This is a genomic window from Streptomyces sp. NPDC002499 (assembly GCF_053595415.1).
In genome coordinates, this window is record NZ_JBSFXO010000005.1 from 62,651 (window position 1) to 83,004 (window position 20,354).

The following is a 20,354-nucleotide window of genomic DNA, read 5'->3' on the forward strand; positions in this document are numbered from 1 at the left end:
CCCTCCCCCCCACACGAAGAAGCCCATGCCCATGAACGGCGTGCTCTCCGTCCTGCCCACCCACGCCGACCTCCGCACCATGACCCGCGCCCCGCGCCGCGACCTCCTGTGCGGCCTCACGGTCGCGGTCGTGGCCCTCCCCCTGGCCCTCGGTTTCGGAGTCACGTCCGGCCTCGGCGCGACCGCCGGCCTCATCACCGCGATCGTCGCGGGCTCGCCGACGTGGACGGCGTCAGCGCGGTCGACCTGCGGCTGTCCGGGCTCACGGCGGTGGACGCGACGGGTGCGCCGTCGCTGAAGGACGCGGTGGGGGATCTGCGCGGCCGGGGTATCGAGGTCCGCATCACGGGCGTCGAGCACGGTCACCGCAAGGTCCTGGAGTCCCTGGGGGTGGTCGCTGCGAACCCGAATTCCAACAGGGGGGCTATCCCCAGTGCGGCGGGCGCCGCGGCTCCTTAACGTGGTTTCCCATGACGGGAATGGAGACCATGATGGACGCGCGGGACGCCGAGCTCAAAAAGGAACTCAACGCCACTCTGCAGGCCCGCCGGGAGCTGGGCGAGGACTACGAGTCCGCGCTGGTCGACTCCTTCCTGGAGAAGGTCGACCAGCGCATCGACGGGGCGGTGGAGCGCCGGGTGCGCCGGCAGCTGGCCGAGCAGCAGATGGTGGTCGCCCGGGGCTCCCGGGCCTCGAAGTCGACGGACTCCTTCGGCGAGCGTTTCGGCTTCGGCATCGTCTCCCTGGTCCTCGCGATTCCCCTCTCGGGGATCGGCGGCGGAGTGGCCCACCTCCCCGGCCTCCTCGTCACCTGGGCCGGCATCGTGGGCGTCAACGCCTTCCAGGCCCTGCGAGTGAACCCGGACCTGTTCGGCCGCAGGCGCAACAAGAAGGACGCGAACGACTGGGAGGACTGAGGGGCGGGCCTGCTGAGCCCCGGCCGGCGTCTGTGTCTTTCAGCCCGTCCGGCGTTTGAGGACGAGGCCGTCCAGGCCGAAAGCGGGGGTCTGGGGGCGGCAGCCCCCGGCATCAACGCCGGGTGAGCATCAAAGCGAGGGCCACTGCACCCCGCCGAAAAGATTGTCGCGGGGACCGCCGCACCCCCGTTGCCGGGGGGCGGGACGACGGCGGTCCCCGCGAGGGACGTGGTCGGGTCAGGCCCGGGCCACATCCAGCGTCCATGGAGGTCCGGGAGCCGCTCCGGAGGTCCTTGGACGTTTTGGTGTCGGCCGAGGCGGGGAGCCGCTCCCGCCCTGCCGACACCCACTAATGTGCCGGACCCGTGTTAAGCGTGTGCTGCGCGGACGTGACGCCCTCGTACCACTTCCGAGAAGTCCGCCCCGAAGTCCGCTTCGGAGTCCGCCCCGAGGACCACCCCGGGGCCGGCCACCGCAACTTCGCCTCCGTCACGCCCCGTTCACCGGACGTTTCCGCTACTTCCCGCCCTTGGCGAGGAAGGCCAGCAGGTCCTGCCGGCTGATCACTCCGGTGGGCCGCCCGTCGAAGAGGACCATCGCCGCGTCGGCGTCGCCGAGCACGGACATCAGGTCGCCGACCGGCTCACCGGAGCCGACCTGAGGCAGCGGAGCGGACATGTGCTTCTCCAGCGGGTCCTCCAGCGAGGCCCGCTTGCTGAACAGCGCGTCCAGCAGCTCCCGTTCGACCACCGACCCCACGACCTCCGCGGCCATGACGTCCGGGTGACCGGCGCCCGGCTTCACGACCGGCATCTGCGAGACGCCGTACTCGCGCAGCACCTCGATGGCCTGGCCGACGGTCTCCTCGGGGTGCATGTGCACGAGGGAGGGGATCGCGCCGTGCTCCTTGTCGCTGAGGACGTCGGCGACGCGCGCGCTGGGGCCCTCGTCCTCAAGGAAGCCGTAGTCGGCCATCCACTCGTCGTTGAAGATCTTGCTGAGGTACCCGCGACCACTGTCCGGCAGCAGTACGACGACGACGTCGTCCGGGCCCAGCCGCTCCGCGACCCGCAGCGCCGCCACGACGGCCATCCCGCAGGAGCCGCCGACCAGCAGCCCCTCCTCCTTGGCGAGGCGGCGGGTCATCTGGAAGGAGTCCTTGTCGGACACGGCGACGATCTCGTCGGCGACGGTCCGGTCGTAGGCGGTGGGCCAGAAGTCCTCGCCCACGCCCTCGACGAGGTACGGCCGCCCGGAGCCGCCGGAGTACACGGAGCCCTCCGGGTCGGCGCCCACGACCTGCACCCGGCCCTCGCTGGCGTCCTTCAGATAGCGCCCGGTGCCGGAGATGGTGCCGCCGGTGCCGACGCCCGCGACGAAGTGGGTGATCCGCCCGTCCGTCTGCTCCCACAGCTCAGGGCCGGTCGAGTGGTAGTGGGAGAGCGGGTTGTTGGGGTTGGAGTACTGGTCCGGCTTCCACGCGCCCGGCGTCTCGCGGACCAGCCGGTCGGAGACGTTGTAGTAGGAGTCGGGGTGCTCGGGGTCCACGGCCGTGGGGCAGACGACGACCTCGGCGCCGTACGCGCGCAGGACGTTGATCTTGTCGGTGCTCACCTTGTCGGGGCACACGAAGATGCAGTGGTACCCCTTCTGCTGGGCCACGATGGCGAGCCCGACGCCGGTGTTGCCGCTGGTGGGCTCGACGATCGTGCCGCCGGGCTGAAGCTCCCCGCTCTTCTCCGCGGCCTCGATCATGCGCAGGGCGATGCGGTCCTTCACGGAGCCGCCCGGGTTGAAGTACTCGACCTTGGCCAGAACGGTCGCCTGGATGCCCTTGGTCACGCTGTTGAGCCTCAGCAGCGGGGTGTTGCCGACGAGGCTGATCATCGAGTCGTGGAAATGCACCGTTGTCTCCGGTTGCTTGCATAAGGACTGGTCGTCATTGGTTCCGCCAGCCTAAGGCCCGCAGCTGACGAAGAGCGGGCGTTCACTCCCCGTTGAGATTGGCGGACCGTCTGTACGGGGCAAGGAGTGGGTGTACGACCAAGAGGAGGTGGCGGCGACGCATGACGAGAATGTCGAGGGCCCGGGTGGCCCGGCGGATCGCGGCCGGCGCGGCCTACGGCGGTGGCGGGATCGGGCTGGCCGGCGCGGCCGCCGTCGGTCTGCTGCTGGCCGAGGTGCAGATGGCCAAGCGACAGGTGGGCAACGGCACGAGCGGGCGCGTCCCGGTGGCGGACGGCCGGTACGGAACGGCGTACACGGTCCCCGACGAACCGCCGCTGCGCCTGACCATGCTGGGTGACTCCACGGCCGCGGGCCAGGGCGTGCACCGGGCCGGGCAGACCCCGGGCGCGCTGCTGGCCTCGGGCCTCGCGGCGGTCGCCGAACGCCAGGTGACCCTGCACAACGTGGCCCTGCCCGGCGCGACCTCCGACGACCTGGACCGCCAGGTGGCGCTGGTCCTGGCGGACCCGACCCGGGTGCCGGACGTCTGCGTGATCATGATCGGCGCGAACGACGTCACCCATCACATGCCGGCCACCCGCTCGGTCCGCCATCTCTCGGCCGCGGTCCGCCGGCTGCGCACGGCCGGCGCCGAGGTGGTCGTCGGCACCTGTCCCGACCTCGGGACGGTGGAGCAGGTCCAGCAGCCCCTGCGCTGGCTGGCCCGCCGCGCCTCCCGTCAGCTGGCGGCGGCGCAGACCATCGGCACGGTCGAGCAGGGCGGGCGCACGGTGTCGCTGGGCGACCTGCTGGGCCCCGAGTTCGAGGCGAACCCGCGTGAGCTGTTCGGCCCGGACCACTACCACCCCTCCGCCGAGGGCTACGCCACCGCCGCGATGGCCGTCCTCCCGACGGTCTGCGCGACCCTGGGCCTGTGGCCGGCCGAGGAGGAACGCCCGGACGTCTCCCGCCGCGAGGGCTTCCTGCCGGTGGCCCGAGCAGCCGCGGAGGCCGCGTCGGAGGCCGGTACGGAGGTCACGGCGGCGATGCCAACGGGCCCGCGGGGTCCGTGGGCACTGCTCAAGCGGCGCAAGAGGCGCAGGGTGCACGAACCGGCACCGGAGGCGAGCTCTGCTCCTTCTGCACGGGTGACTCCGTGACCTTCCATGTGGCTGCTGCCTGAATCCTGGCTCCGGGATGACCCACCGAAAAGCAAGCGCTTGGAAACTGCGGTCAGGGTCACACCGCGCCACCCGTGACCCTGACCGTACGTACGGGTAACTTCCAAAGAAGCCCTGCCCGCTTCCCATTCGCCAATGGAGCCGTGATGCCCGAAGCAGTCATCGTCTCGACCGCCCGATCCCCCATCGGCCGCGCTTTCAAGGGCTCCCTCAAGGACCTGCGGCCCGACGACCTCACCGCCACGATCATCCAGGCCGCCCTCGCCAAGGTCCCCGAGCTGGACCCGAAGGACATCGAGGACCTGATGCTCGGCTGCGGCCTCCCCGGTGGCGAGCAGGGCTTCAACCTCGGCCGGATCGTCGCCGTACAGATGGGCATGGACCACCTGCCGGGCTGCACGATCACCCGTTACTGTTCCTCCTCGCTCCAGACCAGCCGCATGGCACTGCACGCCATCAAGGCCGGCGAGGGCGACGTCTTCATCTCGGCCGGTGTCGAGATGGTCTCCCGCTTCGTCAAGGGCAACTCCGACAGCCTCCTGGACACGCACAACCCGCTGTTCGCCGAGGCCGAGGCCCGCACCGCCCAGGTCGCCGAGCAGGGCGCCGACAGCTGGCACGACCCGCGCGAGGACGATCTGGTCCCCGACCCGTACATCGCGATGGGCCAGACCGCCGAGAACCTGGCCCGCCTCAAGGGCGTCACCCGCCAGGACATGGACGAGTTCGGGGTCCGTTCGCAGAACCTCGCCGAGGAAGCCATCAAGAACGGCTTCTGGGAGCGCGAGATCACCCCGGTCACCACCCCCGACGGCACGGTCGTCAGCAAGGACGACGGCCCGCGCGCCGGCGTCACCCTGGAGGCCGTCCAGGGCCTGAAGCCGGTCTTCCGCCCCGACGGCTTCGTCACCGCCGGCAACTGCTGCCCGCTCAACGACGGCGCCGCCGCGGTCGTCATCATGAGCGACACCAAGGCCCGCGAGCTCGGTCTGACCCCGCTCGCCCGCATCGTCTCCACCGGCGTCTCGGGCCTGTCCCCCGAGATCATGGGCCTGGGCCCGGTCGACGCGTCCAACCAGGCGCTGCGCCGCGCCGGTCTCACCATCGACGACATCGATCTGGTCGAGATCAACGAGGCGTTCGCCGCCCAGGTGATCCCCTCCTACCGCGACCTGAACATCCCGCTGGAGAAGCTGAACGTGAACGGCGGCGCGATCGCCGTCGGCCACCCCTTCGGCATGACCGGCGCCCGCATCACCGGCACGCTGATCAACTCCCTCCAGTTCCACGACAAGCAGTTCGGTCTGGAGACGATGTGCGTCGGCGGCGGCCAGGGCATGGCGATGGTCATCGAGCGCCTGAGCTGAACCGCTCCGTAACCGCCGAGGCACCAACGGTGAGCCTCTGGCCCGGAGTCCGGGAATTCGCCGGGCTCCGGGCCGTTTTGTGATCCAATCTCCCCCAGGATGTGACCTATCTCCCAAGTGGAGGGTTTTCCGCAGGTCAGAGCCGTTACAGCACCAAACCCCAGGCCCAAAGTCCTGTCCGTTTCGTGACGTTACGCACTGACAGCTGGTCAGTCCGCCCTTCAAGCTGATGTAGGAAGTCGGGGGTCGACTTTGAACCGGGAGTACGTCAGTGAGCGCTATGCCGATCGCTTTGCTGCTCACCACGGTCGCCACCGGCGCCGTGGGCGTCGCCGTGCTGCGCATCCTCTTGGTGCTGCGCCGTGAGGTCGCGGTCCTGCACACCCAGCTCGCGGAGCACAGCACCGCGCGCGGATTCGTGCCCGCCGCCCGCCTCTCGGCCGAGGCCGACGAGATACGCGCCGCCGTCGCGGAGGCGCTCGCCGAGGAACGTGAGCGTGAACTGGCCGAGGCGCGTGCCTTCTGGGCCGCCCAGGAGGCCCGTGACGGCGATGCGCCGACCCTGCTGGGCCTGCCGGACAGCGAGCTGTTCCTGCCCCGCCAGAGCGACTTCGTGGGCCTCGAGCCGCTGGAGTCGGTGACCGAGGCCGGCGCCGACGCGGACGAGTTCGCGGGCGGCACGTCCCTGGACGGCACGTTCGCCGGCGACTCCCCCGAACTGGCCGCGGCCCGCCGCCGTCACCCCTCCCACCCGGACTTCGTACCGGTCCAGTCACCGGTGGTGAACGACCACGAACGCACGGTCGCCACGCTCGAGGAACTGGCCGCGTCCCAGGTCGAACTGGCCGACGTCCGCCCGGGCCCGCTGGGCACGCTCGACGTCTACGTCTTCGCCGACGGCACGACCCTCTGCATGACCCCGGGCCACCGCGAGACGGCGGAACGTCTCTCCGCCGCCCTCCGCACCGGCGAAACCCCGATCCTGCTGGGCGGTTCGGGAGTCTCGGGCGCGTACACGTTGACGTTCGCGTGCGGCGAGGAGAACGTCTACATCCTGGCGGACCGGGTCATAGCGTCCCTGTAGGGGCGTCGCCTTCAAACTCCGGCGAGGGCCGCGCCCTAAGGGGCGCGGGGAACTGCGCGACAAGCCACGACGGCGTCGCACCCGCCAACGAACCTCAGACCCCCGCCCTCTTCTGCGCCTCCTCGACCAACCGAACCGCTTCCTCAACCTGGCCCTCGTCCGAAAGCACGAGGGCCAAATCATGCACGGCGACGGTGATTTGATCGGCCGCGGCGAACATCCCCGCATCCGGCATCTCCCGAGGCACACACGCGGGATCCTCAATGCGCTGGGCACGCAGTGCCAACTCCCTGGCCAGCGCCAGCGCCTCCGCCGCACCGCTTCTCTGCAACCGGCTCTGCGGAGCCGCCCGCAGCCGGTCGGCGAAGTGATCCACGGCTCGCGTCAAAGGCGTCGTATCAACCACGGGACCGAGCGTACGCGGCGCCGCACTGTTGCCAACACGCCAACGCTCAGGCACGGTGACGTGAAGGACCGGCTTACATCCCCTTTGCGTCCGGAGGCGCCGATGTCCCAAGTGTTCTCCCAGGAGACCCACCGCAACATGCTCGCCCGCATCCCTCACTGCACCGGTCGTGAAGTGTCCGACTGGCTCCGCACCGTCGACGAAGGCCCCGCCCTCTTCCGCTTCGAGGAAAAGGTCAGCTGGCTCCGCCACGAACACAACCTCGCGTACGGCCACGCGAAGGCGCTCATCCACGAGTACGACCTGAGGAGGGCCGCGCGCAAATTCCTCTAGGCGCGCACCTGGACCACGCCAAAGGGCCCCGGGAGCGAACCCGGGGCCCTTTGCTGCGACCTGTGCCGTGACTAGCGCACGACCGTCGGTGACTAGTCGTTGCTGTTGAGGATCGCGATCAGCCGCAGGAACTCGAGGTAGATCCACACCAGCGTCAGCGTGAGACCGAACGCGGCGAGCCACGCCTCTTCCTTCGGGGCGCCGTACGCGATGCCGTCCTCGACCTGCTTGAAGTCCAGCGCGAGGAAGCACGCGCCGAGCAGGATGCCGATGACGCCGAACACGATGCCGAGCGGGCCGCTGCGGAAGCCGAGGCCGTCACCGCCGCCGAAGACGGCGAACAGCATGTTGACGACCATCAGCAGGATGAAGCCGAGCGCGGCCGCCATCACGAAACCGTAGAAGCGGCGGTTGACCCGGATCCAGCCCGCCCGGTAGGCGATCAGGACACCGGCGAACACCGCCATCGTGCCGATCACGGCCTGCATGGCCGCGCCGCTCGCGATGCGGTTGTCGACGACGCTGGAGACGACCCCGAGGAACACGCCCTCGAACGCGGCGTACGACAGGATCAGCGCGGGCGAGGCCTTGCGCTTGAAGGACTGGACGAACGCCAGCACCATGCCGATCAGCGCGGCGCCGATGCCGATCCCGTAGGACCGGTTGATGTTGGCGTCGTCGACCGGGAGCAGCGCCCAGGCCAGGGCGGCCGTCACGACCAGGGTGCCGAGCGTGGTCGCCGTGCGCAGGACCACGTCGTCCATGGTCATCCGGCCGGTGGTGGCCGGCGCCTGCGGCGGCGCGCCGTTCTGCAGGTCAGTCTGGGCGTACGGGTTGTTCGCGTAGGGGTTCCCCTGCGCGTACGGGTTGGCCTGCGTGCCGACAGCGGGACCCCCGGCCTGCGGCGAGGCGTTGAAGCCCGCGTAGCCGTTGTCGCGGCTGAACCCCCGTCGCGAGAAGACCGGGTTTCTGCTCCTCATTTCACTCCTCCATGGCCACCTTCGTGGGCCTTGGCTCAAGAGTAATAGGTAGGCAAAGGATTGACCCTACTGCTTGGGGAGGATCTTTCCCTGCTCGTGCTGCGCAACACGCTACGTGGCCGGGTGATTCCCGCCACCACGGGAGGCCCGATCATGACAGACCTGGGACAGAGAAGTTATAGGGCGAAGCCCGTGTATCCCTCGGCCAGGTCGGTCTCGGCGGCCCGGGACGACGCGATCCGCTCCAGCCGCGCGAGCTGCAGCCGATCGTCGAAGGGAGTGGCGTCGGGGGCGCGGTGCAGCATGGTCGTCATGTCGTACGAGAACCGCTCGGCCTGCCACACACGGCGCAGGCAGGTCGCCGAGTAGGCGTCGAGGAGGTCCTCGGAGCCGGTCTCCTTCTTGTACGTCAGTGCGCGCGCGAAGGTCACGACGTCACCGACGGCCAGGTTGAGCCCCTTGGCGCCGGTCGGCGGCACGATGTGCGCCGCGTCGCCGGCGAGGAAGAGCCGGCCGTGCCGCATGGGCTCGTGGACGTGGGACCGCATGGGGGTGACGGACTTCTGGGTGATCGGGCCGCGCTCGAGGCGCCAGTCGTCGGCGGTCTCGAAGCGGCGCTCCAGTTCCGCCCAGATCTCGTCGTCGCTCCACGTCTCGGCGTCCGTGCCGTCGGGGACCTGGAGGTAGAGGCGGGAGACGGACGGGGAGCGCATGGACAGCAGGGCGAAGCCGCGGTCGTGCCGGGCGTAGACCAGCTCGTCGTGCGAGGGCGGTACGTCGGCGAGGATGCCGAGCCAGCCGAAGGGGTACGTCCGCTCGAACACGCGGGTCAGTTCGGCGGGGATCGCCTTCCGGGCCACGCCCCAGGAGCCGTCGCAGCCGACGACGTAGTCGCAGTCGAGGACGTCCTCGCGCCCCTCGTACCGGAACACGACGAGCGGCCGCTCGCCCTCGGCCCCCTCGACACTCAGCGCCTCCGCCCCGAACAGCAGCGGGCCGCCCTCCTTGAGCTGGAGGGCGATGAGGTCCTTGCAGACCTCGGTCTGGGCGTAGACGGTCACGGACCGGCCGCCGGTGAGGCCGGGGAAGTCGACGCGGTGGCGCTTCCTGGCGTACCGCAGCTCGATGCCGTCGTGGCGCAGTCCCTCGCGGTCCATGCGCTCGCCCGCGCCGGCCGCACGCAGCACGTCCACCGTGCCCTGCTCCAGGATCCCGGCGCGCTGGCGCTGCTCGACGTAGGCGCGGTCGCGGCTTTCGAGGACGACCGAGTCGATGCCGGCGCGGTGCAGCAGGCGGGCGAGGAGGAGACCGGCGGGGCCGGCTCCGATGATGCCGACGGTGGTACGCATCGGGCGTTCCCTTCGGGGCGGGCCTCTGTGCGGCCGACGAGTTCGCGAGTGTTCGTACAGTGAAGTTTTATTCACTCGATCACTCCGAGTGTGCGCCGAGGCTCTCCCGATGTCAACGGTCCGCGTCGGTGTCGGCGGACCCGACCGTGGCCGGTCCCCCTGCCCGCGAAGGGGCGATCTCGGGCGGGGCGACCGGCTCGGCCGGACGGCGGCGGTGCGGTCAGCGACCCGGCCAGCCGTCCAGGTGGCGGTGCATGGTGACGTCGGGCTTCTCCTCGCCCTTCGGGGCGTGCGCGACGGCATTCTTGAGGACGCCGGTGACCTCGGCGGCCAGGGCGTCGGCCTGGGTCTTCAGCTCGGCCGCGGGCAGCTTGGACCGGGTCAGCGTGTCCAACCGGCGGTGGATGTCGGCGAGTTGCCGCTTGGAGCCGGCGTCGAGAGCGAACGCCTTGGGCGTGGAGACCACGAACTGGTAGGCGCCGGCCAGGGTCTGGCAGCCGGTGCACTCCTTGTTGGCGGCGTCACTGAGGTTCACGGCGTTCAGCCGCGTCTGCTCGCCGGCGATGGTGACGATCTGGAAGGACAGCGCCACCGAGCGGCAGTGGTCGTCGACGGAGCAGCCCACCGAGGCCGCGTTGGCCTGGTTGCGTACGGCGGCGGCCTTCGTCGTGCCGAACTGCCGGACGGTGAAGGAGTCCTTCGCCTGGGTGTGGTGGGCCCGGTTGGCCTGCGTGAACACATGGTCCTCGGCGAACGCGAAGTGCGTCGTCCCGGTCGCGGCCTGCGCCGGTACCGCGGTCGCCGCGCCGGCGATCCCGGCGGCGAACAGCCCGAACCGGACGGCTCGCCGGGTGAGTGGACTTGGAGTACGGGTTTTTCGATGGCTGTTCAAGGCATCTCCTCGCTGAATGAATCGTCCGTACGGACTTCCGGGCGCGCGTCTCGCGCCCGGGACCAGAACCAGCCGCGCAACTCGCCTGCCGGACCGCCGACTTGCCCTGCCGGCCCCGCGGTCTCCGGCCGACCCGGACCGCGCCCCCGGGGCCTTGCCTCCCGGCCGGCGCCCGTCGTCGGCTCTCGCTGTCGGCTCTCGCTGTCGGCCGGAGCCGAACGGCCCGCCGCACGGGCGGAGTTCCGTCGCCGTCGGTCCATCGGCCGTGCCCCCGCCGCTGCTTGACGCCCCCTCAGGACGCCGGCGGATCGCTGGCCGGCGGGGTCGAGGGGGCGTCGGACGGGGTGGGCTGGACGCTTTCCGAGGGGGTCGGGGTGGGTTCAGGGGTGGAGGGTTCGCCGCCCGAGCCCGGGGACGACGGTTCCGGTTCGCCCTGCGAAGGGGCCTGACTGGGACCCGCCGGGTTCGGGGAGGCCTGGCCGGACGACGGGGCCGACGCCGGTGCGGACGGGGAGCCGGACGTCGAGGCGGCCGTACTCCCGGACGCGCCCGGCGACGGGTCGGCGCCCGGGCCCGCGCTCGCGCCCGGTGTCGACGGCGATGCCGAACCGGCGCTGTCCGAGGGGCCGTTCGAAGCGCTTCCGTCGGAGGTCGAGGCGTTGCGGGGCTCGGGCTCCTGCGTGGAGACCCCGGGTTGCAGGATCGGCGCGATGGGCGGACGCTTCGGCAGCGGCTGGGGCGCGATCCCCGAGGTCCACGCGTAGCTGAGGCCCGCCAGGCCGGTCAGCGCCAGTGCGCAGACGGCGATGCGCAGGCGCGGGCGGCCGGCCGTGGACTTCTTCGCGGTGCGGACCAGACGGCCGCCCATCTTCACGGACAGATAGACGATTCCGGCCATCGGGAACAGCAGCATGAGGCAGCCGAGCGTCCCGACGAGCGCCTCCACGAACTTCCCGTCGGCGTACGCCGAACCGGTGCCCACGAGTTGCTCGGTCAGCGACCGCGTCATCGTGGCGAGGATCCGCGGCAGGTTCCACAGCGCGTACCCCAGCTCGCCGATGAGCAGCGGCACCATGGTCAGCACCCAGGTGGAGACGATGCGCCGGGTCGACCTCTTCAGTCCGGCGACCTCCTTGCGGGCCGCCCGCCCCTTCGCCCCGGGCAGCAGGCTCAGCAGGATCGGCTTGATCTTGCCGAAGAGGTCGGGCACGCCGGCGAGGTCGCCCAGGATGTAGTAGCCGTCCAGCCGGACGGCCGGGATCAGCTGCTCCAGGATCTCGAAGTGGCCCAGGTAGACCGCCGCGAGAAAGAACGGCTGCCCCGTCGCGAAGTACGCCCCGGCCATGGCGAGCATGAAGACGACGTTGAAGTACACCCCGCCCAGGTCGGTGCGGAGCCGCCCCGCCCGCCCGATCCGGTAGACGTCGGTGACGTCGGTGTACATCGACGGCCAGATCAGGAACAGCCCGCACCCGATGCAGCCGGGCCGGGCACCGCCGTATCTGCACGCGGAGGCGTGGCCGAACTCGTGGAAGACGAGCGAGGCCACGGTGAGGACGAACACGACCAGGATGAGCACCGGCTGGTCGAGGACTTCGAGCACCGGCTCGATCGCCCCGAAGAAGCCGAACAGCCATACGTCCATGACGACGGCCGCCAGCAGCACGACCGCGACGACCGGCGGCCGGTGCAGCCAGGTGAAGACGCTCGCGATGGCCGCCGTACGCCGCTCGTTGAAGATCACCCGGTGGCCCTTGAGGGCGAGCAGCAGGTCGGAGCGCGGGGCGTCGACCTCGTCGTCCTCCTGACCGTCGGGGACCGTCACACCCAGCGGTTCGAGCTTCTTCTCCACTAGGTAGCGGACGTTCTCGCCGCTGACCTCGCGGCCGAAGCGCGCGCTGACCCGGTAGGCGATCGTCTCGATGTCGCGGACGCCGTCCACGCTCGACGCCACCAGGTACAGCAGCCGGGACAGCTGCACGACCTGCCCGTCCCCCCGACGGGCGATGTACTTGGGCTCGGTGAAACCCGAGCCCTGGTACTCGCCGTGCAGCTGCAACCCCGCGCTCAGCCGCGGTACCAGCGACTGTCCGACGACCGGCACGCTGCCCGTGGCGACCTGTTCGTAGGTCACCGGGCGGCCGCCCGGACCGGGCACGGGCCCGGTGCCGTACAGCGCCGTGGGCCCGTCTCCGAGCACCGTCATTGTGGTTCTCCCCCCAAGTCCGCGCCGCGTCCCCCCGGATGCGGCGGGTTCCCCCCGGTTGAAACGCCACGGGGGCGGACCGCCTCGCAGGCAACGTGCGGTCCGCCCCCGTGGCCGTACCGCTACTGAGTGACGGTGATGTTCTGCGCGGCCGAGGACGACGCCACCGAGTACGCGGAGTGGTCGTTGAGGGCCAGCGACTCGTTGGACGCCGAGATGTTGGCGACGTGCTTGGTGACGTTCGTGGTGCGGTTGAAGCTGAACTTCAGCTTGCCCAGCGCCTCACGGCCCGGCAGCAGCTCCGCGGACTCGGTGTCGAGCTCGTGCATGTCCATGCTCATGATGGATGTCCTCTCGGAATGTCGGTGGATGTCGGGTTCTGCTCGAGGTGGAGCGCGAGCGCTACTGCTTGACCGTGATGTTCTGCGCGGCGCCGGAGTCGGCCGCCGACCACGAGGAGTGGTCGTTGACGGCGGCGGACTGGTTGGCCGCCTCGATGTTGGCGACGTGCTTGGTGACGTTCGTGGTCCGGTTGAAGCTGAACTTCAGCTTTCCGAGGGCCTCGCGGCCCGGCAGCAGCTCGGCAGACTCGGCCTCAAGCTCGTGGGCGTCCATCATGATCAGTTCCCCCTCAGGGATAAGCAGTTCCGATCGGACGGAGTCAGGTTCCCCCCAGACTCTGTCCAATCTGGTCGGACGTGCTGTCCAACGAGATTGGACACTAGGCCCTCGGGGACACGCTCCGCAACCCGTTCGGGGAATCACTCTTTCGGCGGCCCGTACACCCGCCCGTAGAATCGCCTCCGACATGCACGGATCCAGTGAGCGGCAAGCAGGAAGTGACGCACCAGTGGCCAACGCACTGCAGCAGTTGATCCGCGAGCGCCTCGACCGAAGAGGCTGGTCCTACGGTGACGTGGCGCGCCGCGGTGGCGTCCCGCGCTCCACCGTCCACCACCTGGCCACCACCGAGCGCGTGGTCCGCATGCCCCAGTCGGCCACCCTGGAAGGCCTGTCCAAGGGCCTGGAACTGCCGTTGGACACCGTGCGCCGCGCCGCCGCCGAGGCCTGCGGCATCCATGTGTACGGCCCGCCCGCCGGCTCGGACGCCACCGGCACGGCCGCCGGCTCCGCCGACCCCGAGGTCGACCTGCTCATCGCCAGCGTCCAGCAGCTGTCGGCCGACGACCGCCGCCATGTGGCCGCCCTCGTCGAGTCCCTGCTCGACCGCTCCACCCCCCGCGCACCGGAGAAGTGACCGCTCCCGGAGCCTGCGGCGCCGTTCGACGACCCGGGTGGGTCCCACTTCCGTCAAGTCGGAAAAAGAATTCAACTGCGCCCGAAACCACCGAGATCCCCCGCTAGTCTCTCGTCCTGCCCGAGGAGCGAGAGCCGCACGACCACGGGCTCCAGCGCCTGTCCGGGGGGAAATGTGTTGTTCGTGCACGGCGGACCGGCCACGGCCGTGGTCCGCGGTCCCGCGGGCGAGTCGGTCGTCCTGCTCTCCGGCGAACTGCCCGACGAGCTCACCGAGGAGTCGGTCGCCGATCTCGTGGACCTCGCCGCCGCGATCCTGGACGCCGACGAGCTGGCCCTCTTCCACACCTGCCTGCGCACCCTGCGCAGGGACGGAATGCGGGCGGGGCGCCGGGTGGAGATGGGCGGCGCGGTGCTGACCGTCTACCAGGGCTGACGTCGGCGCCGGCAGGCACTAGCAGGCGTTTCGCCGGCCGGTCAACCTCTGTTGTCCAGGATGGTCGCACCCCGCTCCCCCGGTCGAGACTTCCGTCATCGACCGCATGAGCCTCAGGGCTCGCAAGGGGGAACGACAGAGAATGCGCGTGAACAAGAAGGTCGCGGCCACGGTCTCGGCGCTGGCGATGACCACCGGACTGCTCGCCATGTCCGGCGCCGGCACCACCGCCAGCGCCGCGGACGGCTGCAACACCAACGTGGTGACCGGAACCGCCCGCTCGGCGACCGGCGCCAGGGGCCAGCTCTTCGAGCTGAGGTACAACGGCTCCGGGACCAACACCTGCGCCTGGGGCCGGGTCACCAACGGCTTCGTCGGCATGCACGTCTGGGTGGACCGCAGCAGCGACGGCGGCCGCACCTGGGAGCCGCAGCTGGGCATCCGCCGGGTCGACGCCGGCACCAGCGTCCACACCGAGGCCTGGCGCGACTCGAACGGCAAGCTGATGCGGGCCTGCGGCGACTCGGGTGACGGCACGGCGATCACCTGCACCGGCTGGTACTAGGCCTGCCTCTGCCGGGTCCGACCGACCCTTCAAGGGTTGACACCGACGTCAATAAGGATTGACGCCGAAAATACCCCTGAAAGGGTGAGCGCCCACGCGTCGGATGTCGTCGCGTGGGCATGGAGGTGCCCGGAGCCGGACTTGAACCGGCACGCCCGCGAAGGGGCAGCGAGGTTTAAGCTCGCCGTGTCTGCATTCCACCATCCGGGCAGGCCATGGGCTCCGCGTCGAGGTTCCGAGCCTATCGGGATGCTTCCCTCCAACAGCGGGGCGGTGGATCCATGTTGTCTTATTTTATTGATGCCTGAGGGTGCATCAGCCACTGGAACGGGCCATCCGCACATGCCAATAGCCTTGCGTGCAAGATCCGGGGGCGTATGCGGAATGACGGAATTTCACCGCCCGAACGAGGGTGCTCCACCGGTTCTTGACGCAAGCGCTTCCGCGTTCTCGGCGCAGGCGCTTCCGCGTTCTCTGCGTGGGCCGGTCGACGAGTCCCTTCGACGGACCCTCTCGGGGGTGACCGTCATCCCCAGGTATGACTCGAGGACCCCGGGTCCCTCCCGAGTCTGCCTTCGGAACCGGAACAGCGGCTGACTACACGGGCACATCAGGCAACCAGGATGAGAGACGTCCCCTTCACACGTCGTCCTCTCGAGGAGAGCCTCCCGTGACCACCACACCCGTCGCCGGCCGGACCACCACCGTGGCCGCGCGCGCCACGGATCTGTCGAAGATCTACGGACAGGGCGAGACCCAGGTGGTCGCCCTCGACCGGGTCTCCGTCGAGTTCCGGCAGGCCGAGTTCACCGCGATCATGGGCCCCTCCGGGTCGGGCAAGTCCACGCTGATGCACTGCGTGGCCGGCCTCGACTCCTTCTCCTCCGGATCCGTGCGCATCGGCGAGACCGAGCTGGGCTCGCTGAAGGACAAGGCGCTGACCAAGCTGCGCCGCGACAAGATCGGCTTCATCTTCCAGGCGTTCAACCTGCTGCCGACGCTGACCGCCCTCGAGAACATCACGCTCCCGATGGACATCGCGGGCCGCAAGCCCGACAAGCAGTGGCTGGACACCGTCATCAAGATGGTGGGCCTGGCGGACCGGCTCAGCCACCGCCCCTCGCAGCTCTCCGGCGGCCAGCAGCAACGCGTCGCCGTGGCCCGCGCGTTGGCCTCCCGCCCCGACATCATCTTCGGCGACGAGCCGACCGGAAACCTCGACTCCCGCTCCGGCGCGGAGGTGCTCGGCTTCCTGCGCAACTCCGTACGGGAGCTGGGCCAGACCGTCGTCATGGTCACCCACGACCCGGTGGCCGCGGCCTACGCGGACCGGGTGGTCTTCCTGGCCGACGGCCGCCTGGTCGACGAGCTGTACCAGCCGAGCTCCGAAGCGGTCCTCGACTTCATGAAGCAGTTCGACGCGAAGGGCCGCACGAGCTGATGTTCCGCACCGCCCTGCGCAACGTACTCGCGCACAAGGCCCGCCTCCTGATGACCGTCCTCGCCGTCATGCTCGGCGTCGCGTTCGTGTCCGGGACCCTGGTCTTCACCAACACCATCTCCGACGCCTTCCAGAACAGCTCGGCCAAGGGCTTCGACCAGGTCGACGTCGCCGTGACGCCCAAGTCCCAGAAGGACACGGGCAATACGATCAACAAGACGCCCGAGCTGACGAAGGCTCAGCTCGACACCGCGGCCGAGGTGCCCGGTGCCGCGAACGCCATCGGCGTCGTCACCGGCTTCACCGCCATCGCCGACAAGGACGGCAAGCTCATCGGCGGCGGCTTCCAGTCGCAGGGCGGCAACTACTGGGGCGACAAGGACCCCCGCTACCCGCTGACGTCCGGCACGGCCCCGCACGGCAAGGACCAGGTCGCCATCGACGCGGAGACCGCGAAGCGGGCCGGCTACAAGGTCGGCGACACCATCCGCATCTCCGTCGACGGCCCGGTCCTCACCCCGAAGATCACCGGCGTCTTCACCACCGACGACGGCAACGTCGCTGCGGGCGGCAGCCTCGCCCTCTACGACACCGCCACCGCGCAGACCCTCTTCGGCAAGCCCGGCACGTTCGACGAGATCGACGTGAAGGCGGCTTCCGGCACCTCCCAGGCGGCGCTGAAGTCCGCGCTGGACAAGGCGCTGCCGGCCAAGCTCGTGGAGACCGAGACCGGCAAGAAGCTCGCCGACGACCAGGCCGAGCAGATCGCCTCCTCGATGAGCGGCCTCAAGCAGGGCCTGCTGGTCTTCGCCGGTATCGCGCTCTTCGTCGGCACGTTCATCATCGCCAACACCTTCACCATGCTGGTCGCCCAGCGCACCAAGGAACTGGCGCTGCTGCGCGCGGTCGGCGCCTCCCGCCGGCAGGTCACGCGCTCGGTGCTGATCGAGGCGTTCGTGGTCGGCGTGGTCGCCGGCGTGACCGGACTGGTCGCGGGCATCGGCATCGGCGCCGGCCTGCGTTCCCTGATGAACTCCTTCGGCGCGACCGTCCCGGACGGCCCGCTGGTCATCTCCCCCGGCACGATCGTGGCCGCCCTCCTGGTCGGCGTCGTCATCACCATGCTGGCCGCGTGGCTGCCGGGCCGCCGGGCGGCGAAGATCCCGCCCGTGGCCGCGATGAGCAGCGTGCACGCGAAGGCGACGACCAAGTCCCTTGTGCTGCGCAACACGTTGGGCGCGCTGTTCAGCGGCGCGGGCGTCGCGACCGTCCTGGCCGCCACGGCGATGGACGGCTCGGACGGCCAGGCCCCCATGGGCTTCGGCGCGGTGCTGCTGATCATCGGCGTGTTCATCCTGACCCCGCTGCTGTCCCGCCCGCTGATCGCGGCGACGGCACCGGTCCTGCGGATCTTCGGCATCTCGGGCAAGCTGGCCCGCCAGAACTCGGTGCGCAACCCGCGCCGTACGGCCGCCACCGCCTCGGCGCTGATGATCGGGCTCACCCTGATCACCGGCATGACGGTGGTCGCCGGCAGCCTGCAGAAGTCGATCGACAAGATGGCCTCGGCCGCGATCAGCGCCGACTACATCGTCTCCATGGCCAACGGCAACGAGCTGTCGCCGGACGTCGACAAGAAGCTGAACTCCACCGCGGGCGTCAAGTCCACCAGCCCGCTGCGCAACTCCCCGGCGCGCATCGACGGCACGACCGAGTTCCTGACCGGCGTCAACGGCTCCGCGATCGGCGAGCTGACCGACCTGAAGGTCGACAGCGGCTCCTTCAAGGTCGGCGGCGACCAGGTCGTCGTCGACGACGACACCGCCAAGTCCTATGGCTGGAAGGCCGGTTCGGACTTCACGGTGCACTACGAGGACGGCAAGGCGCAGCAGCTGACGGTGGCCGGGGTCTACGAGGGCAACGAGCTGATCGAGGGCATCATGCTCGACAACAAGGTCCTCACCCCGCACCTGACCGACCCGGGCGACATGCAGATCCTGGTGAAGACCGCCGACGGCGCCTCCGGTTCGACGAAGGACAAGCTGGAGAAGGCCCTGGGCGCCAACCCGGCCATCAAGGTGCAGAGCAAGCAGGACCTGTCCGACGACATCGCGAAGATCTTCACGCTGATGCTGAACATGCTCTACGGCCTGCTCGCCATGGCGGTCATCGTGGCCGTCCTCGGGGTCATCAACACCCTGGCGATGTCGGTCTTCGAGCGCTCGCAGGAGATCGGCATGCTGCGCGCGATCGGCCTGGACCGCAAGGCCATCAAGCGCATGGTGCGCCTGGAGTCCCTGGTCATCTCCCTGTTCGGCGGTGTGCTCGGCATCGGCCTGGGCGTGTTCTTCGGCTGGGCGGCCGGCGAACTCCTCGGCGCGAAGATGGCGACGTACGAACTGGTCCTGCCCTGGACCAGGATGGCGATCTTCCTGCTCCTTGCGGCGACGGTCGGCATCCTGGCCGCGCTGTGGCCGGCCCGCCGGGCGGCCAGGATGAACATGCTGGCGGCGATCAAGTCGGAGTAGCGGTAGGGATGTCGAACGAGGAGGGGCTCCGCTGCCGGGTGGCAGCGGAGCCCCTCCTCGTTCAAGTGCCGGGCAGGCGTGGGCGGTTCAGTTCCAGGTGCGCGCCCGCAACGGCAGCCCCGACCGCCCGGTCTCGGGGGTGCGCACCGCCAGCACCTGGTTGACGCCGATGCGGTTGCGCTCGAACGCGAGGGCGCTGGCGGCCATGTACAGCCGCCAGACGCGGGCGCGCCCGGCGCTGGTCAGCTTGACCGCCCGCCCCCACTCCGCCTCCAGGTTGGCGACCCAGCGGCGCAGGGTGAGCGCGTAGTGCTCGCGGATCGACTCGACGTCCCGCACCTCGAACCCGGCCCGCTCCAACTGCGTGACGGTGGAGCCGATCGGGGCGAGCTCGCCGTCCGGGAAGACGTACGCGTCGATGAACCCGTCGAGGTTGTACGCCGATTCGTCGCTCTGCGGCCGGCGAGCGATCTGGTGGTTGAGCAGCCGGCCGCCGGGTTTGAGCAGCCGGTAGAGGTCCCGGCCATACTCCAAGTACCGCTCCGCGCCCACGTGTTCGGCCATGCCGATGGAGGAGATGGCGTCGTAGGGTCCGTCGGCGACGTCCCGGTAGTCCTGCACCCGGATCTCCACCCGGTCGGTCAGCCCCTCATCCGCGACGCGCTTGCGGGCGTACGCGGCCTGTTCCTGGGAGAGGGTGATGCCGACGACGCTCACGCCGTGCTCGCGGGCGGCGTGCACGGCCATGGAGCCCCAGCCGCAGCCGACGTCGAGCAGCCGCTGACCGGGCGTCAGATCCAGCTTGCGGCAGACGAGTTCGAGCTTGTCGCGCTGGGCGTCCTCAAGGGTGGCGTCCGCCTCGGAGGACTCCCAGTAGGCGCACGAGTACACCATCGAGGGGCCGAGGACGATCTCGTAGAAGTCGTTGCCGACGTCGTAGTGGTGGCTGATGGCGCGTCTGTCGCTGCGCTTGGTGTGCAGATGGGAGCGGGATCTGCGGATCTCCTCCCGGGGCGGGGCGGGCGGCAGCGGCAGCCCGGCGAGCTTCACGAGCCCTCGGGCGGCGGCCCGTACCTCCGGGTCGCGCACCGCCTGCGCGAGCGTCCTGGCGTCCTCCCCGCGCTCCCACACCAGCCCGGCGATCTGCGCGAGGGCGGCGTAGAGGTCTCCTTCGATGTCCAGGTCGCCGGCGACCCAGGCGCGGGCGAGCCCCAGTTCGCCCGGTTTCCACAGCAGCCGGCGCACGGCACGCCGGTTGCGTACGACCAGCGTGGGCGCGCCCGGCGGCCCCGCCTGCGACCCGTCCCAGGCGCGGATGCGCACCGGGAGCGGGACCCCAATCAGTTGTTCGACGAGGCTCTTCAGCCGCAGCGCGGCGTCGGCCATGGCGACCTCCATGACAAGCGATACCGAAATGACCAGTCACTACGTAAACACCAACAGGGCGACTGCGCAGTCCCCCAGG

The 20,354-nt window shown here is 70.1% G+C and carries 20 protein-coding genes, 1 tRNA gene and 1 pseudogene; 12 read left to right on the forward strand and 10 right to left on the reverse strand.

Annotation, left to right across the window (positions count from 1 at the left end; genetic code table 11):
- Positions 1-25 precede the first annotated feature (25 nt).
- The 3 genes and pseudogenes from ACWD5F_RS14350 to ACWD5F_RS14360 all read left to right on the forward strand — a co-directional run.
- A pseudogene (locus ACWD5F_RS14350) lies at positions 26-217 on the forward strand (SulP family inorganic anion transporter); the annotation flags it as partial.
- Between the two features lie 53 nt (positions 218-270).
- Positions 271-459: a hypothetical protein gene (locus tag ACWD5F_RS14355; RefSeq protein WP_451254235.1), complete on the forward strand. Its 189-nt coding sequence runs from the start codon at positions 271-273 to the stop codon at positions 457-459.
- Between the two features lie 32 nt (positions 460-491).
- A complete protein-coding gene (locus ACWD5F_RS14360) occupies positions 492-917 on the forward strand; it encodes a hypothetical protein (RefSeq protein ID WP_451255085.1) in 426 nt (141 codons plus the stop codon).
- A gap of 516 nt (positions 918-1,433) precedes the next feature.
- On the opposite strand, the gene ACWD5F_RS14365 is transcribed toward ACWD5F_RS14360, so the two are convergent.
- Entirely contained in the window at positions 1,434-2,822 is a 1,389-nt protein-coding gene (locus tag ACWD5F_RS14365) for a cystathionine beta-synthase (protein ID WP_124003745.1), read from the reverse strand.
- 161 nt (positions 2,823-2,983) lie between these two features.
- Here ACWD5F_RS14365 and ACWD5F_RS14370 point away from each other — a divergent pair, with 161 nt between their 5' ends.
- The 3 genes from ACWD5F_RS14370 (at position 2,984) to ACWD5F_RS14380 (ending at position 6,496) form a co-directional block, all read left to right on the forward strand.
- Positions 2,984-4,024 carry an SGNH/GDSL hydrolase family protein gene (locus ACWD5F_RS14370; RefSeq protein ID WP_451254237.1) on the forward strand — a complete coding sequence of 347 codons (1,041 nt, stop codon included), beginning with the start codon at positions 2,984-2,986 and terminating at the stop codon, positions 4,022-4,024.
- 167 nt (positions 4,025-4,191) lie between these two features.
- Positions 4,192-5,412: an acetyl-CoA C-acetyltransferase gene (locus ACWD5F_RS14375; RefSeq protein ID WP_451254239.1), complete on the forward strand. Its 1,221-nt coding sequence runs from the start codon at positions 4,192-4,194 to the stop codon at positions 5,410-5,412.
- Between the two features lie 280 nt (positions 5,413-5,692).
- Positions 5,693-6,496 carry a hypothetical protein gene (locus tag ACWD5F_RS14380; RefSeq protein ID WP_451255087.1) on the forward strand — a complete coding sequence of 268 codons (804 nt, stop codon included), beginning with the start codon at positions 5,693-5,695 and terminating at the stop codon, positions 6,494-6,496.
- A gap of 94 nt (positions 6,497-6,590) precedes the next feature.
- Here the strand turns inward: ACWD5F_RS14380 and ACWD5F_RS14385 are convergent, their stop codons facing one another.
- Positions 6,591-6,902 (reverse strand): hypothetical protein, encoded by a 312-nt coding sequence (locus ACWD5F_RS14385; protein ID WP_401716762.1) that lies wholly within the window; start codon positions 6,900-6,902, stop codon positions 6,591-6,593.
- 102 nt (positions 6,903-7,004) lie between these two features.
- Here ACWD5F_RS14385 and ACWD5F_RS14390 point away from each other — a divergent pair, with 102 nt between their 5' ends.
- Positions 7,005-7,235: a DUF4287 domain-containing protein gene (locus ACWD5F_RS14390; protein ID WP_124003749.1), complete on the forward strand. Its 231-nt coding sequence runs from the start codon at positions 7,005-7,007 to the stop codon at positions 7,233-7,235.
- Between the two features lie 92 nt (positions 7,236-7,327).
- On the opposite strand, the gene ACWD5F_RS14395 is transcribed toward ACWD5F_RS14390, so the two are convergent.
- The 6 genes from ACWD5F_RS14395 to ACWD5F_RS14420 all read right to left on the reverse strand — a co-directional run bounded on the left by ACWD5F_RS14395 (position 7,328) and on the right by ACWD5F_RS14420 (position 13,280).
- Positions 7,328-8,215 (reverse strand): Bax inhibitor-1/YccA family protein, encoded by an 888-nt coding sequence (locus tag ACWD5F_RS14395; RefSeq protein WP_401716759.1) that lies wholly within the window; start codon positions 8,213-8,215, stop codon positions 7,328-7,330.
- Positions 8,216-8,391: 176 nt separating this feature from the next.
- Positions 8,392-9,564, reverse strand: a complete 1,173-nt coding sequence (locus tag ACWD5F_RS14400; RefSeq protein ID WP_451254242.1) for a 4-hydroxybenzoate 3-monooxygenase — start codon at positions 9,562-9,564, stop codon at positions 8,392-8,394.
- 220 nt (positions 9,565-9,784) lie between these two features.
- Positions 9,785-10,456: a hypothetical protein gene (locus ACWD5F_RS14405; protein ID WP_451254244.1), complete on the reverse strand. Its 672-nt coding sequence runs from the start codon at positions 10,454-10,456 to the stop codon at positions 9,785-9,787.
- Positions 10,457-10,748: 292 nt separating this feature from the next.
- Positions 10,749-12,662 carry a hypothetical protein gene (locus ACWD5F_RS14410; RefSeq protein ID WP_451254246.1) on the reverse strand — a complete coding sequence of 638 codons (1,914 nt, stop codon included), beginning with the start codon at positions 12,660-12,662 and terminating at the stop codon, positions 10,749-10,751.
- Between the two features lie 122 nt (positions 12,663-12,784).
- Positions 12,785-13,003: a hypothetical protein gene (locus tag ACWD5F_RS14415; protein ID WP_124003754.1), complete on the reverse strand. Its 219-nt coding sequence runs from the start codon at positions 13,001-13,003 to the stop codon at positions 12,785-12,787.
- Positions 13,004-13,064: 61 nt separating this feature from the next.
- Entirely contained in the window at positions 13,065-13,280 is a 216-nt protein-coding gene (locus ACWD5F_RS14420) for a hypothetical protein (RefSeq protein ID WP_185146437.1), read from the reverse strand.
- A gap of 232 nt (positions 13,281-13,512) precedes the next feature.
- Here ACWD5F_RS14420 and ACWD5F_RS14425 point away from each other — a divergent pair, with 232 nt between their 5' ends.
- From ACWD5F_RS14425 to ACWD5F_RS14435, 3 genes are all read left to right on the forward strand, one after another.
- A complete protein-coding gene (locus tag ACWD5F_RS14425) occupies positions 13,513-13,920 on the forward strand; it encodes a helix-turn-helix transcriptional regulator (protein WP_401716747.1) in 408 nt (135 codons plus the stop codon).
- Positions 13,921-14,103: 183 nt separating this feature from the next.
- Positions 14,104-14,355, forward strand: a complete 252-nt coding sequence (locus tag ACWD5F_RS14430) for a hypothetical protein (protein WP_451254249.1) — start codon at positions 14,104-14,106, stop codon at positions 14,353-14,355.
- A gap of 142 nt (positions 14,356-14,497) precedes the next feature.
- Positions 14,498-14,920: a glycosyl hydrolase gene (locus ACWD5F_RS14435; protein WP_451254251.1), complete on the forward strand. Its 423-nt coding sequence runs from the start codon at positions 14,498-14,500 to the stop codon at positions 14,918-14,920.
- A 126-nt stretch (positions 14,921-15,046) separates the two neighbouring features.
- Here the strand turns inward: ACWD5F_RS14435 and ACWD5F_RS14440 are convergent.
- Positions 15,047-15,130, reverse strand: a tRNA-Leu gene (locus ACWD5F_RS14440).
- Positions 15,131-15,590: 460 nt separating this feature from the next.
- Here ACWD5F_RS14440 and ACWD5F_RS14445 point away from each other — a divergent pair.
- Both ACWD5F_RS14445 and ACWD5F_RS14450 read left to right on the forward strand, forming a co-directional pair.
- Positions 15,591-16,361 carry an ABC transporter ATP-binding protein gene (locus ACWD5F_RS14445; protein ID WP_451254253.1) on the forward strand — a complete coding sequence of 257 codons (771 nt, stop codon included), beginning with the start codon at positions 15,591-15,593 and terminating at the stop codon, positions 16,359-16,361.
- Positions 16,361-18,889 carry an ABC transporter permease gene (locus ACWD5F_RS14450; RefSeq protein ID WP_451254255.1) on the forward strand — a complete coding sequence of 843 codons (2,529 nt, stop codon included), beginning with the start codon at positions 16,361-16,363 and terminating at the stop codon, positions 18,887-18,889. Before ACWD5F_RS14445 ends, ACWD5F_RS14450 begins: the two co-directional genes overlap by 1 nt.
- Positions 18,890-18,976: 87 nt before the next feature.
- Here the strand turns inward: ACWD5F_RS14450 and ACWD5F_RS14455 are convergent, their stop codons facing one another.
- Positions 18,977-20,275 carry a class I SAM-dependent methyltransferase gene (locus tag ACWD5F_RS14455; RefSeq protein ID WP_451254257.1) on the reverse strand — a complete coding sequence of 433 codons (1,299 nt, stop codon included), beginning with the start codon at positions 20,273-20,275 and terminating at the stop codon, positions 18,977-18,979.
- Between the last annotated feature and the right edge of the window lie 79 nt (positions 20,276-20,354).

Excerpts from the sequence above, each read along its gene's own strand:
- ACWD5F_RS14455 (WP_451254257.1), bottom strand. The coding sequence starts at position 20,275 with ATGGCCGACGCCGCGCTGCGGCTGAAGAGCCTCGTCGAACAACTGATT.
- ACWD5F_RS14390 (WP_124003749.1), top strand. The coding sequence starts at position 7,005 with ATGTCCCAAGTGTTCTCCCAGGAGACCCACCGCAACATGCTCGCCCGC.
- ACWD5F_RS14415 (WP_124003754.1), bottom strand. The coding sequence starts at position 13,003 with ATGAGCATGGACATGCACGAGCTCGACACCGAGTCCGCGGAGCTGCTG.
- ACWD5F_RS14380 (WP_451255087.1), top strand. The coding sequence starts at position 5,693 with ATGCCGATCGCTTTGCTGCTCACCACGGTCGCCACCGGCGCCGTGGGC.
- ACWD5F_RS14360 (WP_451255085.1), top strand. The coding sequence starts at position 492 with ATGGACGCGCGGGACGCCGAGCTCAAAAAGGAACTCAACGCCACTCTG.
- ACWD5F_RS14375 (WP_451254239.1), top strand. The coding sequence starts at position 4,192 with ATGCCCGAAGCAGTCATCGTCTCGACCGCCCGATCCCCCATCGGCCGC.
- ACWD5F_RS14410 (WP_451254246.1), bottom strand. The coding sequence starts at position 12,662 with ATGACGGTGCTCGGAGACGGGCCCACGGCGCTGTACGGCACCGGGCCC.
- ACWD5F_RS14395 (WP_401716759.1), bottom strand. The coding sequence starts at position 8,215 with ATGAGGAGCAGAAACCCGGTCTTCTCGCGACGGGGGTTCAGCCGCGAC.
- ACWD5F_RS14400 (WP_451254242.1), bottom strand. The coding sequence starts at position 9,564 with ATGCGTACCACCGTCGGCATCATCGGAGCCGGCCCCGCCGGTCTCCTC.
- ACWD5F_RS14370 (WP_451254237.1), top strand. The coding sequence starts at position 2,984 with ATGACGAGAATGTCGAGGGCCCGGGTGGCCCGGCGGATCGCGGCCGGC.
- ACWD5F_RS14420 (WP_185146437.1), bottom strand. The coding sequence starts at position 13,280 with ATGATGGACGCCCACGAGCTTGAGGCCGAGTCTGCCGAGCTGCTGCCG.
- ACWD5F_RS14450 (WP_451254255.1), top strand. The coding sequence starts at position 16,361 with ATGTTCCGCACCGCCCTGCGCAACGTACTCGCGCACAAGGCCCGCCTC.
- ACWD5F_RS14435 (WP_451254251.1), top strand. The coding sequence starts at position 14,498 with ATGCGCGTGAACAAGAAGGTCGCGGCCACGGTCTCGGCGCTGGCGATG.